At 59.5% G+C, this 14,106-nt stretch carries 13 protein-coding genes and 2 pseudogenes; 8 read left to right on the forward strand and 7 right to left on the reverse strand.

Annotation, left to right across the window (positions count from 1 at the left end):
* Window positions 1-74: 74 nt before the first annotated feature.
* The 3 genes and pseudogenes from ACQR1L_RS05255 to ACQR1L_RS05265 all read right to left on the reverse strand — a co-directional run bounded on the left by ACQR1L_RS05255 (window position 75) and on the right by ACQR1L_RS05265 (window position 2,612).
* Window positions 75-314 (reverse strand): DUF2274 domain-containing protein, encoded by a 240-nt coding sequence (locus ACQR1L_RS05255; protein WP_172114978.1) that lies wholly within the window; start codon window positions 312-314, stop codon window positions 75-77.
* Window positions 315-1,268: 954 nt separating this feature from the next.
* Window positions 1,269-1,511 (reverse strand): annotated as a pseudogene (locus ACQR1L_RS05260) (IS91 family transposase); the annotation flags it as partial.
* A 204-nt stretch (window positions 1,512-1,715) separates the two neighbouring features.
* Window positions 1,716-2,612, reverse strand: a complete 897-nt coding sequence (locus ACQR1L_RS05265; RefSeq protein ID WP_434856870.1) for a helix-turn-helix domain-containing protein — start codon at window positions 2,610-2,612, stop codon at window positions 1,716-1,718.
* Between the two features lie 182 nt (window positions 2,613-2,794).
* Here ACQR1L_RS05265 and ACQR1L_RS05270 point away from each other — a divergent pair, with 182 nt between their 5' ends.
* The 3 genes from ACQR1L_RS05270 to ACQR1L_RS05280 all read left to right on the forward strand — a co-directional run bounded on the left by ACQR1L_RS05270 (window position 2,795) and on the right by ACQR1L_RS05280 (window position 4,612).
* Complete coding sequence (locus ACQR1L_RS05270) at window positions 2,795-3,262, forward strand: carboxymuconolactone decarboxylase family protein (protein WP_434856871.1); 468 nt, start codon at window positions 2,795-2,797, stop codon at window positions 3,260-3,262.
* Window positions 3,231-4,112: an alpha/beta hydrolase gene (locus ACQR1L_RS05275; RefSeq protein ID WP_434856872.1), complete on the forward strand. Its 882-nt coding sequence runs from the start codon at window positions 3,231-3,233 to the stop codon at window positions 4,110-4,112. Before ACQR1L_RS05270 ends, ACQR1L_RS05275 begins: the two co-directional genes overlap by 32 nt.
* Window positions 4,113-4,366: 254 nt before the next feature.
* On the forward strand, window positions 4,367-4,612 hold the full coding sequence (locus ACQR1L_RS05280) for a hexameric tyrosine-coordinated heme protein (RefSeq protein ID WP_434856873.1): 246 nt from the start codon (window positions 4,367-4,369) through the stop codon (window positions 4,610-4,612).
* Between the two features lie 11 nt (window positions 4,613-4,623).
* Here the strand turns inward: ACQR1L_RS05280 and ACQR1L_RS05285 are convergent, their stop codons facing one another.
* On the reverse strand, window positions 4,624-5,724 hold the full coding sequence (locus tag ACQR1L_RS05285) for an aldo/keto reductase (RefSeq protein ID WP_434856874.1): 1,101 nt from the start codon (window positions 5,722-5,724) through the stop codon (window positions 4,624-4,626).
* Window positions 5,725-5,833: 109 nt separating this feature from the next.
* On the opposite strand from ACQR1L_RS05285, the gene ACQR1L_RS05290 reads away from it, so the two are divergent.
* Complete coding sequence (locus ACQR1L_RS05290; RefSeq protein ID WP_434856875.1) at window positions 5,834-6,727, forward strand: LysR family transcriptional regulator; 894 nt, start codon at window positions 5,834-5,836, stop codon at window positions 6,725-6,727.
* Between the two features lie 80 nt (window positions 6,728-6,807).
* Here the strand turns inward: ACQR1L_RS05290 and ACQR1L_RS05295 are convergent, their stop codons facing one another.
* Complete coding sequence (locus tag ACQR1L_RS05295) at window positions 6,808-7,671, reverse strand: transglutaminase family protein (protein WP_434856876.1); 864 nt, start codon at window positions 7,669-7,671, stop codon at window positions 6,808-6,810.
* 367 nt (window positions 7,672-8,038) lie between these two features.
* On the opposite strand from ACQR1L_RS05295, the gene ACQR1L_RS05300 reads away from it, so the two are divergent.
* Window positions 8,039-8,941, forward strand: a complete 903-nt coding sequence (locus tag ACQR1L_RS05300; protein WP_434856877.1) for an alpha/beta fold hydrolase — start codon at window positions 8,039-8,041, stop codon at window positions 8,939-8,941.
* A 165-nt stretch (window positions 8,942-9,106) separates the two neighbouring features.
* Here ACQR1L_RS05300 and ACQR1L_RS05305 read toward each other — a convergent pair whose 3' ends face one another.
* Complete coding sequence (locus ACQR1L_RS05305; protein WP_434856878.1) at window positions 9,107-9,403, reverse strand: hypothetical protein; 297 nt, start codon at window positions 9,401-9,403, stop codon at window positions 9,107-9,109.
* Window positions 9,403-9,660: a hypothetical protein gene (locus ACQR1L_RS05310; RefSeq protein ID WP_434856879.1), complete on the reverse strand. Its 258-nt coding sequence runs from the start codon at window positions 9,658-9,660 to the stop codon at window positions 9,403-9,405. The genes ACQR1L_RS05305 and ACQR1L_RS05310 overlap by 1 nt, the downstream gene beginning before the upstream one ends.
* 697 nt (window positions 9,661-10,357) lie before the next feature.
* Here ACQR1L_RS05310 and ACQR1L_RS05315 point away from each other — a divergent pair.
* From ACQR1L_RS05315 to ACQR1L_RS05325, 3 genes and pseudogenes are all read left to right on the forward strand, one after another.
* Window positions 10,358-11,338, forward strand: a complete 981-nt coding sequence (locus ACQR1L_RS05315) for a sensor histidine kinase (protein WP_434856880.1) — start codon at window positions 10,358-10,360, stop codon at window positions 11,336-11,338.
* Between the two features lie 547 nt (window positions 11,339-11,885).
* Window positions 11,886-12,151, forward strand: a pseudogene (locus tag ACQR1L_RS05320) (transglutaminase family protein); the annotation flags it as partial.
* Window positions 12,152-13,456: 1,305 nt separating this feature from the next.
* Window positions 13,457-13,813, forward strand: a complete 357-nt coding sequence (locus ACQR1L_RS05325; RefSeq protein ID WP_434856881.1) for a hypothetical protein — start codon at window positions 13,457-13,459, stop codon at window positions 13,811-13,813.
* Window positions 13,814-14,106: the final 293 nt, after the last annotated feature.

Genomic DNA, 14,106 nt, shown 5'->3' on the forward strand with positions numbered 1-14,106 from the left:
TTCCGAGCGCTTGTCCGAGGGCACGAACGTGATTTGGAGTACACATGACAGCGAGTTCGGCAATAGCGGCATGATCAGCGCTTTGGCGGGCGATCCTGTGCGCGTCCCTTCTTTGCTTTCGCGAAGACTCGATCAGACTCCATAAAGCGCTTTACCATGACGATGATCAATCGAGCCTGACTCTCGGCGTGCTGCCCCGCGTCGGGTTCAATCAGCTCGGCATAGGTCCGCAGATCCCGGTGAATCGCGGCTGGCAGTTCGAGCGTGAGCTTGACTGGCTTGTCGTCAGGCAAGGCTGCGATCTTGAGCTTCATCTGGAGCCTCCTCTACCCTCGATACGGCTCGAGCACGAGATCGCGGTTGGACGGCCGAGAGCCCAAGGATGGCGCTCGGCTGGGATGATAGACCACGCGTCATTGTAAAGGAGCCTAAGGTCCGGCCCCCAATGTATCGCCGTTGGAAAGCTCGAAGACAGGCAAATGGACAGTGCCGAGCGAAGGGATTGCGGCCACGATTCCGGAGGCCCGAGTGGATTAGTCCTCCAGTCGAAAAGGCGGACAAGCTCACCCATCCGTCCCCCGCCGCTTAGGAATGTTGTCATGTCGTCACGCATCGACTGCCCATCTCAGCTCTCAGCGTACATTTTTATCCAGCATTTCGGCGGACGGGAACCCCTCAAGCATTTTCATATAGAGCGACTGACGGCTGGGCTCTGTCCCGTCCGCGTCATTCGCCGCTCTCCGCGTACAGACTGCGCCCAGGAAGCTTTAAAACTCGGCAAGAAGCTGGCAGAGCGACGCCGACAGACTCTGACCGTTCCGGATCATACCTTTATGATCATAGATTTCTTTACCTCGGACGCGCACTTGACTAAGCATTCTAAAACTAGAGGGTCCGTTTTATTTCAACCTACGATCGCTTCCGCTATTGTAAAGGGTTTCGGATGCCGGTCGCATGATTAGCGGCGCGGCACATTCGGGCGGCCGGCGTCCGAAGGCCTCCAAGGGAGGAAACCGTGCATGATGGGCAGGACTGGTGCGGCAGGCTCTACGGGCATTTGAGCGCTGCAGGCGAGCCGGCTGATGGAGTTCGAACCCCTGCAGCAAGTTGCGCGAGACGACACGACCTGAATGAGCGGTGTGCAGCGTCGAACGCAATCAAATGTCGGCCGTTCGGCGAGGACAGCAGAGAGGCTAGGTGCGTTCCGCCGTGGCCGGTCGATGAGCGGCGGGCATCACGAGCAGCTTTGACGAATGGTGGTTGCGCAGTCATGAGGTATCGATCCTGATGGCGACGGTCGGTGCGCTCGGTCGGTGGGGCGGCGTTGCGCCTCGCTCAAAGACCTTCATGACGATCATGCGGCCGCCGCAGCATGGACATGGCGGTTTGGCGGTGTCGATGACAGCATCGGTCGGCTCATCCCCACGATGCCTGACGGCGAGCAGTTCGCGCGCGCGTGCGACGTTCTGTGCTGCCGGCTGTCGTGCCCAACCGCGCGAGCGGTTTAGTCCTGAGGCCCAAAGCGGTCGTCGTCACCCGCCTCCGCAATTGGACAAGCCGCGACTATGCCACGCACCGCCTTTTGGATTTCGTTTCGCGCCGAAGAGGTCCGGAATCCCTCGCGATCGCGGTGCGGTCCGCGGCGAACTTCGATAAGAAGATGCCGAGAGGGCGTTCCTGCTCCCCGAAGACTTTTTTTCACGTCCCTCGGTTCTTTAACGGCTCGTGTTCCGATACTCGTTTGGCGTCACGCCTGTAGCCCGTCGAAAGGCGCGGGTGAAGTTTGACTGAGATGAAAAGCAACAACCGAGCGCAATGTCGGCTAGGGGGGCATTGCCAAGAACCAGCAACGTCTTTGCTCGCTCGAGACGGAGTTCATTAAGATAGTGTGCAGGGGTCTTTCCAACGGCCTTCTGGAACATTCTTATGAAGTGAAATGGGCTCAGGCAGGCGATGGACGCCAGATCGTCGATCGACAAGTCCTGATCGATATTCGCGATCATGAAATCGATCACCCGACCAACTCGGCGTTCGTCGAGCTGTGCCCGAACGGCCGCCGGGTTGGTGCCGTACGACCAATCGCTCGAATATCTTTGCGCCAGCCGAGCGACGAGTGAGATGGCTAGCGAATCTGCTCGAACATGACCCGCAGCGGACGGTGCGCGCATTTCGTCAACAAGCGACTGGCCAATTCGGCGGATATATTCGTCATGGATGCCGCCAAGATAACGTATCGAATGTGCCCGGATTCTTGCGCCAGGATAGAACTCCGAAAGCTGATCGAAACGTCCGACAGGAAGGTAGAGGTGCAATACCTCATGCCAAGCGGACACCTTGATGTCCTCCTCGCGGGTTCCCGCTGGACAAAGCCAGATCGTGCCGGGCTCAACTTTTGTGACCTGCTGCAGTCCGTCGCCCTTGCGGCTCACGATCGAATTCGGATGACAGCTTAGCGCGATCCCAATTTCCATGTGCTCGAGCGTGATGGATGGAAGTTCGCCCGCGGGGTGCATTCTCACTTCGGCGGCAACGCCCGGCCAGCTGCAGGCCGCGGACGATTTCAGGATATCCCCAATGGGATATTTTTGAACGCCATGATCGAGCAAGCTCACAATGGCTATCCTTATGTCCGTTTGACAGCTGCATTATGAGCTGCACGGCACGGAACGCAAGCGATTAGCAGTTCTGGAATAAAAGACAGCAATCTCGGAACATACAATGTCAGCGCCGGTCGAGTACCGTCTGTCCAGGAAGCGCCTACGTTTAGGGTTCCATCGGCCAGGATGATGAAGCAATGGCAGAGCGATTGAATTACGTTGCCGCTTCCCCGCGGGGGATGCAGGCCTTCGGCGCCGTCCACCTTTTCATCGAGCAGTGTGGCCTGCCGTCCTCCCTCGTCAATCTCGTCTATCTTCGTGTCTCTCAGATCAACGGTTGCGCCTACTGCATTTCAACTCACTCACGCGACCTTCTGAATGAAGCGTTCAGCATTCCGACGCTGCTTCTTTTGCAGGTCTGGCGCGACTCGGGCGATCTGTTTTCGGAGAGGGAGCGCGCGGCGCTCCAATGGTGCGAGGCTCTGGCCCACATCGGCGAGACGCATGCGCCGGATGCTGACTATCAAGCTGTGCGCTCTCAATTCAGCGACAAGGAATTGGCCGACCTCACCTATGCCATCGCTCTCATCAATGCGTACAACCGCATCGCAATCGGATTTGGGCGCGGGCCCGATGGATCGTTCATCGATTTTAGTGCGCCGTAACCAAGGGGTGCTGGTCATGAGAGAAGAGAATGTCGAAGGTAACGGAGGCCTCAACATATTCGTTCGTTCCTGGCGACCTTCCAGCAAATCGAGAGGCATCGTGGTGATCGTCCACGGCTTCAATTCTCATAGTGGCTATTATCGATGGGTCGCCGAACAGCTCGTCAGGGCGAATGTGTCAGTCTACGCCCTCGATCTGCGAGGCCGCGGGAGGTCGGATGGCGAACGATTCTACGTGGAAACATTTTCGGATTATGTCAGTGATGTCAGAATTGTCGTGTCGCTGGCAAAGGTGCGGGAGCCCACGTTGCCGGTGTTTCTGCTTGGCCACAGCGCGGGCGGTGTGGTGTCGTGCCTTTTCGCTCTCGATCATCAGCCAGAGCTGGCGGGGCTGATCTGCGAAAGTTTCGCCTTCCGGGTGCCGGCTCCGCAGTTTGCGCTGGCCGTTCTGAAAGGCCTGAGCCATGTCGCGCCGCATGCGCACGTTCTGAAGCTGAACAACGAGGATTTCTCCCGCGATCCGAGGGTGGTGCAGTCAATGAATGCCGATGCCCTGATCGCTCACGAATCACAGCCAACGCAGACCATCGCCGAGATGGTTCGGGCGGATGAACGGTTGAAGTTGGATTTTCCTCTCATCACCCTGCCTGTGCTCATCCTTCACGGCACAGGCGACAGAGCCGCCAAGGCGACGGGCAGCCAGCTTTTCTACGATACGGTCGGATCGCGGGACAAGACGCTCAAACTCTACGAAGGGTATTTTCATGACCTCCTCAACGATGTCGGCAGAGACACCGTGATGGCGGACATCAGAGACTGGATTGGTGCCCGCCTTCCTCGACAGGACTAGCTCAATGCGCTCAGATGCGCCCGCAGGGTCCAGTCCAATCTCAAGGTTTGCTACACTTCTGGTCGCGCGCGAGTCTCGCAAGCGATCTCAGGCGTCGCCTTAGACGTTGGAGATGCGGTAATCGCCAGTTCTTGAATCTGCATTATGCAGGAGCAGCAGCAAACGGCGATTGATTTGATCCCCAGCATTCTTGACGGAAGTAGCTGCCGCGACCGGACATCCAAATGTCGTCATACCCCAACAGGAGAGTATCAATGACACATGTGGCGCAGAAGCCGCTGATTCCTGACAATACGCTGATCACGAAGACGCCTGAGGAAGGCAGGGCTCTAGCCATCATGCTCGCACGTCATTCGATACACGCGATCCAGGGAGAACTGGAAATCCTGCAGTCAGGTCGGGCCAAGTATGCCAACGACGCTGGTGGACTGATTGCGGCAAGCCATGTCGTAGCAGTCGAGTTCAGTACAATTGCTGCGGCGAATGGCTATTGGCGCTGATCCTTATTCGCTCATTGGTCAGTCCAGCCGCTTACCTTAGGGGCACCGAAGATGCTCTCCGACGGGAGGTCGAAGATGAAATATGGATTCAGCTGCGGCAGCTTGGCTGCAGCGCTCAGCCGAGCCTGTTGGTACGGCGGCAGATCGATATTCAGTGAGGCGACATTTTCACGCACCTGCTCGGGCCTGCTCGCCCCGATCAGAACGGACGATACGGCGGGTCGATTGGCCGCCCAAGCCAGCGCGACCTGCGCCAGCGGCCGCTCCATCTCCTGGGCAACAGCGCGCAATTCGTCGACCACGCGGAAATTGTCTTCCGTGAACAGCATCCCCCCGAAAGGGTTGTCGCCGTTGAGGCGCCCGTCACGCTCCTCCCTCCCGGCATCGGCAGCCTTGTTGGGAAGGCTTCCCGCTGGGCCGATCTGCGCGAGCCTGTCGCGGCCGTACTTGCCCGTCAGCATGCCCGCGGCGAGCGGGCTCCATGCGACCAGCCCCAGCCCCAGCGCCCGGCCTGCAGGCAGCACCTCAAGCTCGACGCCGCGGTCGATGAGCGAATAACTGTATTGCAGCCCGACGGGCTCGGGCAGGCCGTGCGCACGCGCCAATGTCGCGATCTGAGCGGCATACCAAGCCGGCGCGTTTGAGAAGCCATAATACAGGATGTCGCCGCGCGCGACAGCATCGGTCAGGGCGCGTAGCACCTCTTCTGCCGGCGTGGTGCGATCCCAAACATGCGTCCAGTACAGATCGATATAGTCGGTTCCGAGGCGCTGTAGCGAACCATGGATGCCATCGCGGATGTTGCGGGCCGAATTGCCGCCCGCGAGCACATTGCCGGGTTGGCGTGGAAAGCCCGACTTTGTGGCGATCACCAAGCGATCGCGGCCATGGTCGGCAACGAGGCGGCCAAGCATGCGCTCGCTCTCGCCGCCCGAATAGACGTCCGCGGTGTCGACGAAATTGCCGCCAGCCCCGACATAAGCATCAAAAACGGCTCGCGAGCCCGCTTCGTTGGTACCCCAGCGACCCGCGCCGAAAGTCATGGTGCCGAGCGCCAACGGGCTGACGGCAAGGCCGGAGCGGCCGACGGTGCGGTAGCTGTTGAGGTCCATTACTGTATCTCCTGTGAATAATACGAGAGATAGCGGCCCGGCCCGGCGAGCATTAGATAGCAGCCATGGCAAAGGCTTGTGAATCTCATGCAGCAATGGGAACGAGGCGGTGAGGCGCGGCAAACTTGACGATCTGGCGGCTTTTGCGACGGTGGCGCGCGCGCAGAGCTTCACCCGCGCCGCCGCGGAGCTGGGGCTGTCGCCGTCCGCGCTGAGCCATGCGATGCGCGCTCTGGAGGATCAACTCGGCGTGCGGCTGCTCGCACGGACGACCCGCAGCGTCGCGGCCACCGCGGCGGGCGAGCGGCTATTGCGCTCGCTGACGCCAGCGCTAGAGGAGATGGCGCGCGGGCTATCCGCGCTCGACGACTGGCGCGGCGCGCCGTCTGGCACGATCAGATTGACGACCTTCGCCTATGCATCGCGCACGATCCTTGCTCCCAGCCTGCCCCGCTTCCTGCTCGACCACCCTGACGTTTCGGTCGAGGTGATCGTCGATGATCGACTGGTGGATCTAGTCGCCGGCGGGTTCGACGCAGGGATCCGGCTCAGCGAGACGGTGGAGCGCGATATGGTGGCGGTGCCCGTGGGCCCGCCGCTGCGCACGGTAGTGGTCGGGACGCCAAGCTATTTCGCGGGGCGGTCCACGCCGTTGGCGCCTTCCGAGCTCGATGGGCACGTTTGTGTCAACTATCGGTTGATCGGCGGCGGCGGGTTGCTGGCTTGGGAATTTGAGCGCGACGGTCGCGAGGTGAAGGTGCGGCCCGCTGGCCCGCTCATTGTCAACGAGGAGGTGCTGGTCGGCGCTGCGGTGCGCGCCGGGATTGGGCTGGGCTATATGATGGAGCACGATGTCGCCGCGGAGATTGCCGACGGTCGGCTGGTTCAGGTGCTTGGTGAGTGGTGTCCCCCCTATCCAGGGTGCCACATCTATTATCCGAGCCGGCAGATCACACCGGCGCTTCGCGCGCTGATCGACGCTCTTAGATGGTCACCAAAGTAATCTCTGGTCAGGTATTCAGCCTCGATTGCGGCCTTCTCTCATGAATTTGGCTTTCGACGAACAAGCTGTTCGATCGCGAGCTATGAGGTGACCAGGACCTCGACTGACATACCAGCGAAGGCGTTGGTGCTGCCGATGTAGCTGCCCGACACAGGCGCAATCTGGCGGATGTCGCGCGCCACGGCGATCGGTACCAAGTTGAACCCGCCCAAGGTGCGGTTTGTAGGGTCAAACGTGATCCAGCCCGCTCCCGGCAAAAAGATCTCGGCCCAGGCATGCGTTGCCCCTGCTTCGCCGGAGCCCGCACTTTGCTGGGTCGGGTTGTAAAGATAACCGGAAACGACCCTCGCTCCGAAACCCAACACGCGGGCGGCATCGGCAAACAGCATTGCCAGATCCCGGCATGAACCCCAGCCGCGGCTCAAGGTCTCCAGTGGCGTTTGAGTCCCTTCGTCCTCACGGCTCCGATATCGCGCCGCTTCCGAAACCCCGACGCTGAGGTGCTTGAGCAGCGCCAATGTGTCCGTCTGGCTTCCGCGAACGAACATCTGTGCCCAGTTGCGCAGCGTGCCGTCGATGTCCGCGGACTGCAGAGTGGTCAAGGCGCCAAGATCGCCCCAATCATGATCGGAATACAGAAAGGGGTAGGATATTGCCGAGGCTGCGATGTCGAAAATCGGCCATTCGGCAAAGGCAAGCTGAACGGTTGCAGCATTGGAGATCACCAAAGTGCTGGTCTTCAAAGAGAATGTGGCCGTCGTGACCGCATTCCCGAACACGTCGCTGGCCCAACTCAAGACCGCATCAGGCGCTGTCGAAATCCGGCTCGACAGCAATCGCACATCCCGGCCCTCGCGTGGACGAAGCATAAGGCGATGAGGAAGAAGACTTACCGGCTCGTGGAAGCGATAAGTCGTCGTATGTTGAATGTCCAATGTGATCAACTGCAACCCCCACCGACAGCAGCATTGCCGTCCTCGTCAGCTCATTTCGATAGCCAACCGCCGTGGAGCTCGACGCCAAGCAGCTGTCATATGTGGCTGCGCGATCGATATTGCCAACTCGTGGTCTATTCTCGATTCAACCGTTGCAGTCCGGATTCAGTGACCTCGCGTTGGCCGAGGAACCAAACAGATTCCTGCCGGTTCAATCCACCTGCAATATTTCTCAATGCCTGAGGCATCGTGCAGACCCACCGAGGGACTGCCAATGACCTTCCCGCATGCGCGTCTTCCCAGACTTCTGTCTGCCTGTCTCGTCACGTTCCGGCGACACCCTGCGCTTACCACTGTTGCTGGCGCGGCTACTGTCTTGGCCGGCACCGCGATCATCAATCGACGGCGTGCTCAGAAGGCGCAGCGCGATAACCCTCCACAAGGGCGTTTTATCGACGTCGGAGGCGTCCAGCTTCACTATCTCGAACGCGGTAGCGGTCGGCCTCTCGTTCTCTTTCACGGCAACGGCAGCATGATCCAGGATTTCCTGTCGAGCGGTCTGATCGATCGCGCAGCTGAAAACTATCGGGTGATCGTGTTCGACCGGCCTGGCTTCGGACATAGCCCCCGCCCTAGGGGCGTCGTTTGGACTGCGGAGGCGCAAGCCGATCTGTTCAAGGCCGCTCTTGATCAATTAGGTGTTCACCGCGCGATCGTGCTTGGGCATTCGTGGGGAGCGTCAGTCGCGGTCGCACTTGCGGTCCGGCACCCGCTTTCGGTTGAAGCCCTCGTACTCGCGTCGGGATACTATTTTCCTACGGCCAGACGCGACGGAGCGGCCTCGTTGCTGCCGGCGATGCCGGGACTTGGGGACATCATCAGCTATACCGCCTCACCGATCGTCGGTCGCTTGATGTGGCCCGTGATGTTGAAAACTTTGTTTGGCCCGCGATCGGCGCCAAGGAAGTTTGCCGGCTTCCCTAAAGAGATGGCCCTGCGGCCGAAGCAGATGCGTGCCAGCGCGGCGGAAGCGGCATTGATGGTTCCCGGCGCATTCTCGGCTGCGAAGACCTATCGCGAAGTTGAGATTCCTACGGTCATCATCTCGGGTGACGAGGATCGTCTGATCGACATAGATGAACAATCAGCCAGGCTTCATGCGGAGATTAAACAGAGCAAATTGCACCGCATCGCGGGGGTGGGACATATGATTCACCAATCCGCAATGCCGGACGTGATGGCGGCCATCGACGAAGCTGCTGCTCAGACGCCACATTAGGTGGCGGGAAGTCGCGCAAGGGAGTGCATCGGAGATGTCCATGCCGCACAAGGACTCTCTCTGACGTCGTTACTCATCGAGAACCGGACGATCATCCGGACATGCTCGCGTCTGCCAAAGTGATCACCGGTCGACGCCGTCGAGCTCCATCGCGCGTTACATGCCTCAGCCCTCCTCGGAGAGCCGGACAAAATCGTCGAGCAGCGCTGCCACCAGTGCGCGGTGCCGCGTGTCCTCCGGGGGCAAACTGGCGGCGTAAAGATTGAGCAGATATTGTGCCTTCACCGCGGCCTCCGGCCAGGAGGTGGCCGGCACCGTAATCAGGCGGTTTTCGAGATCGGACTCGCGCTCGCGCGCCTCCCTGACATTGTTCTCGACCTCGGCCAGCGCACGGCGAAGATCCGTTGCCTTCTGGGCGGCCATGCCGCGGTGCTTGTCGAGCTCTACCGGGATGTCGGTCATCAACGGCTCACGTCGGCGCGTTGGGCTTTCGCGAGGTCGGCCGAATTGATCGCGCGCATCTCGGTCGCGCCCTGTACGCCTTTTGAAGGGACCGTGATCATGGTAGCGACCCGGCGCCAGGCCGCGAATGACAGTCCATCAATAAACTCCTCGTCGGTGACAACCTCATAGCAGCCTGCCGGCAACTCGCGTGCAATGCCGCGGATATGGAACGGATGCTTGAATGTGACGGTTTCCCGCCGCGAACGGATGGTCATGCGCACCTACATTTTTGTGAGAGCAGCCTCAACCGGCTTCGGCGATCACGACCATGCGCTTAATACGCGGCAATAGCCAGCACCATCGAGCCATCGGCTCGCGCCGCGCTTTAGTCCTCGCTATTGGCTCCATACAGGCGTAGCGTGTTAATTATCAACGCGTGCCTGCTACGGCCTCGTGACTGAGGGCTACGTGAGCTCCGCCGATCGACCAGTCATTGAAGCAACGCCGCGGTCGTGCCCGCGCAGGAGCATGCGATGACGCATTTTCTGGCCTCGGATCGATAGCTTTTCTGGCCTCGGATCGATCGTTCCAGCAATAGTCGTTTTCGTTTAGCTGTTGCTTCTCGTTTGTGCAGCGGCGCTCCTCCAGGGCCAGCGCAACACGCATTGGGCCTAAATGATTGGTCCAAGGGGAACATGGGATCTCATAGGACCCCTGCTTCGCCAAGGTCCACAATTGCCCCCGGTGAACGTGAATAGTGCTTCGACGAGGTCCGTTCATCTTGGTCAGTGGACGGGGGATGAGTTATGGTTACATCTTCAGTGCGGCTGGCGTTCTCTCGAATTCTCCAGCGAATCGAGCAAACCAGCGCTCAGCGATTCCATCACCGGCATATCCTGGCGCCATCACCCTGAGGACGCGCCTTACCTGAATCAGCGGGAAAGCCAGACAATGTCTTCTCGAGACGTGAGCATGCCCGTATGGCACGAAAAACATCTCCGGGCCGCGACGCGAGCCGCCGGCGTCGCATTGTGGTCTTGGAACGTCGATACCGACGCGGTTACGATGGATGAGGCGGCCTATGAGCTTTGGGATGTTCCCAAGGAAGAACGGACGATTACTTTCGAAATACTGTCCAGGAATATCCACCCTGCCGATCTCGAAAGGGTCAGGTCAGCCTTTTCGGCAACGCGAGCGGTCATTGGCGCCTATGAGATCGACTTTCGTATTTTGATTGCAGGCGATGTTCGCTGGATCTCCGCGCGAGGCCAGGGGGACGATGCCGACATAGCGGAACGGGTTATGTTCGGCATCTTCCTTGATGTTACCCAACGCAAGCAGGCCGAGGAAGCAAATGAGCTATTGGCGGGCGAGATGAGCCATCGGGTCAAGAACCTTCTGACCATTGCCACGGCCCTCACCCGCCTGACGTCCCGCTCGGCCGAAACAAAGGAAGAGATGGCACACGAACTGATCAGTCGCCTCATGGCGCTGGGCCGTGCCCAGGATCTGGTTCGTCGAATTCCCGGTCAGAAGCCAGGGGCCACGCGTCTCGGCGACCTCATCTCCGTCCTGCTCGCACCCTACGACGAAGAGGGCGCGAGTGTTCGCATTCGCGTTTCAGTACCCAAGATGAACGTAGGGGAGAGCTCGAGCACCGCATTAGCCCTCGTGATCCACGAACTGGCGACCAATTCTGCCAAATACGGCGCATTGTCCGTTTCAAGCGGCACCCTGGACGTCTCATGCAATGCGCATGACGACGACGTTGTTGTGATGTGGACCGAGCGCGGCGGCCCACCCGTGGTCCCGCCAACGAAACTGGAGGGCTTTGGAAGCAAGATGGCGCACCGAAGCATGGCTTCGCAGCTCGGCGGCACCATAGCTTTCGATTGGTCAGACGAAGGTGTAGTTGCCGTCCTGCGAATGAGCAAACATCGTCTCGCGGACTAGAGCGCTCTGATCCGGCGCCGGCCTCGTCCCGGACGACGATGCTACGCCGACGTTTTTTGACTTCACCGACGTCCACTCATGCGGTGTCCGATCTGCACTCGGGCGGCGGCAGTCCGACGGTCGCGGTTGCTCGTTTGCTGAAGTAACGCGGTGTGTCGCTCGTCTTCCTCACCCGCTCGTCCCCGATGCTACCGGAAGAACTTGCCAAGTGATCTTCAACCAAAACAGTCAAATGACTGGACGCATTCGAGCAAAACTATCGCATGTTATTGCTCATTTTTTCATCTCAAGCCATCCAGTGAGGATTGCTCGCAGCGAGTAGCGGGCACCGGGAATCAGCGCTCCCGCCTGTCGAACGAGGACGCGGGGGCGATGGAAATGGCGGAATACACCAATTCAGAGCGTCCCCCTCAGTGCGATGATTGCAGGATAGCGACAGCCTTTCGAGCGCGCCTCTTCGATGTGCGCAAGGACGGTTACGTGAAAGTCTACGATTGCCCGACGTGCAAGCGGCTATACTGGGAAGAGTAGGACCGGCGACAGCACTGCATTCTGCCGTTGTATACACTTTCGAGCGCGCTATTGCGCCGGCTCGCTCGGCGACGTCGGGATGCCCCGACCCTACGCTCCCGGAGACTTGCAGGCTGGTTCGAAGCCTATCTTGGCGGTCGCTGTTACACATCCGATGCACGAAACACCACTCCGCGAATCGGACGCCTCCTTGCGCAGGGCCGTGATGCAGCAGACGTTCCGATCGTCCCCACTTTCGGGCCTAACGCACTCGTCAAGATTTGGACCGATGAACCTATCTAAAGCGCTGGCCTTCATCGATTGGGTACGATGTGGCTGAGATTGATATCGCTAGCGGCTTGGAAGACTGCTATACAGATTGCATCACCGCGCGCAACGTGGCTGTTATCGGTGACTGAGAGCGTTGTGCTCCCGCCTCGAACCAAGAGAAGGCGGTCAGATGTCAGATCCCGACAAATTCGACATTCGTGAGTGGCTCGTACCACCTTTGTTGATACCGCTCTTCCTCGTACTGCTGATTGCGGTGATAGCTATCTTTTAGCGGCACGACCGTCAATTGCCATGCGCCGGTACAGCTATTGGGGCGTTGAGCCAGCTTAGGGCAGACAGGAGACCCAAAATGGCAAATACGGCAATCATCAGGGATGCCTACGGAGTTCCGGCGATCTTCGTTGGTTCGAAGACCGGCCGGGACGATGCGCCGTTTGTGTTCGTGAGGGTCGGAGGTGAGGAGCGGCGGATGCGGTGGTCCGAGTGGGATTCTCTCCCGGCCTGGACCGGCGAGAGTCCCACCTGGGCGAGTAAAGCCAAATAGCTATGGGCTGCTCAGCATGAGGATGGTTCTAACAGGCATATTGACGGCGGCGATCTTGCCGGTATCCGCAACGGGCAGCTTCACGCCAGCGGCTGTTGCCGCGGAGCCGGACTGTCGGGCAATCGAAAGCACCAGCGCCCGCCCTTCCTGTTACCATGCGGCATTTCCTCCAAGAGCCAGGAAGACCGAAGCTGGTAACGACTCATCGTCCGGCTACAGCGATCCATTTCGTGCGGAAGAGGCCAGATCGCCGCGAAGCTCGAGAACATTTGCCGCGGTTGCTGAATTTCGCTTCCAAACATGACTGCCAATTCAAAGGGCCTTAAGATGATGAGCGATGATGCCAGAGACGGCCGATTGGTCCGCAAACGAAGGCGTGCTCTTGATCTGGCCGCCACGGTTTTGGATGGCAAGGCAGACCGCTCCGCGAGTTCCAAGGATCAATCGGCCAGAAAGCAGCGCCTGCTTGATGGACCGGCGGAATTCAAGGAGGTCCGAGTAGATCGTTCGAAGAGGACTCCAGACAAGGCTGAATGACCGAGCTTTATCGCTGCGTAGGGTTGCTCAGCACGCAGAGTGATGGATGGCGCATGCAACATCCGGGATCAAATACACTGTGATCCAGATGATGAATCCGCCTGGTTGGACGTCGTCGTTTGAGCGAGAAGGTCGAGGAGTAGCGATGCTGCGTTTCCGTACCTCGGGATGGATCGTTCCGCCCGTCATCCTTCCCGTGCGCCTTCTGCTGCTCGTCGCAGCGGCTGCGCTATTCCATGGCTAAGCCGATCCGCGTGCCCTACCTCGTCACGGGCACGAACGAATATGGCTGCATCAATCAAGACCGCAGCAGCCCGACTCTCGCGCTGCGGCTCGCGCAGAAACTGCTGCGCGACGGTTACATGGACGTCCGCGTCTGCACGCCACGCGGCCGGGTGCTGAAATCTGACGAACTGGACGAACTCACCCCCCAAGACACACCTCGAAAGGAGACCTACATGGCCAAGGGAGAGCAGCGCGGCAATCGCGAAGCCAAGAAACCGAAGAAGGAGAAGGCCAAGGTGATCGCCGCGGCGCCGAGCCGCAAGGAGGTCGCCTCGCAGTCGGGTTTCGGGCCGGCAAAGAAGAAATAGCTGAAGGTCTCCTCTTACGGGCGTGAATCGGCAATCGTCATAAGCCAAAAGGAATTCGGGAAGAAGCTAGTTGTGAGTAGTCTCCACGACCAATTCCGCGGGGCTATGACGGCGAGTGGGCCGCCACTGAAGCGGTCATCACGCTCACCATGAGCGAGGCGCGACGGTAAGAAGGTCCGTCGTGGTCCCAAGCGGACCTCCACCGCACACGTTGCGGCGCCAAGCTGACGTTCTCACCATCTCTCGACGACGGCCCGCTTCTAATCCGATGCCGAAGTTTACTGAGCAGTCCT

It is taken from the genome of Bradyrhizobium sp. HKCCYLR20261 (genome assembly GCF_051168435.1).
Taxonomy (GTDB): Bacteria; Pseudomonadota; Alphaproteobacteria; order Rhizobiales; family Xanthobacteraceae; genus Bradyrhizobium.

Excerpts from the sequence above, each read along its gene's own strand:
- ACQR1L_RS05275 (WP_434856872.1), top strand. The coding sequence starts at position 3,231 with ATGGATCGTTCATCGATTTTAGTGCGCCGTAACCAAGGGGTGCTGGTC.
- ACQR1L_RS05325 (WP_434856881.1), top strand. The coding sequence starts at position 13,457 with ATGGCTAAGCCGATCCGCGTGCCCTACCTCGTCACGGGCACGAACGAA.
- ACQR1L_RS05280 (WP_434856873.1), top strand. The coding sequence starts at position 4,367 with ATGACACATGTGGCGCAGAAGCCGCTGATTCCTGACAATACGCTGATC.
- ACQR1L_RS05305 (WP_434856878.1), bottom strand. The coding sequence starts at position 9,403 with ATGACCGACATCCCGGTAGAGCTCGACAAGCACCGCGGCATGGCCGCC.
- ACQR1L_RS05315 (WP_434856880.1), top strand. The coding sequence starts at position 10,358 with ATGCCCGTATGGCACGAAAAACATCTCCGGGCCGCGACGCGAGCCGCC.
- ACQR1L_RS05310 (WP_434856879.1), bottom strand. The coding sequence starts at position 9,660 with ATGACCATCCGTTCGCGGCGGGAAACCGTCACATTCAAGCATCCGTTC.
- ACQR1L_RS05255 (WP_172114978.1), bottom strand. The coding sequence starts at position 314 with ATGAAGCTCAAGATCGCAGCCTTGCCTGACGACAAGCCAGTCAAGCTC.
- ACQR1L_RS05285 (WP_434856874.1), bottom strand. The coding sequence starts at position 5,724 with ATGGACCTCAACAGCTACCGCACCGTCGGCCGCTCCGGCCTTGCCGTC.
- ACQR1L_RS05270 (WP_434856871.1), top strand. The coding sequence starts at position 2,795 with ATGGCAGAGCGATTGAATTACGTTGCCGCTTCCCCGCGGGGGATGCAG.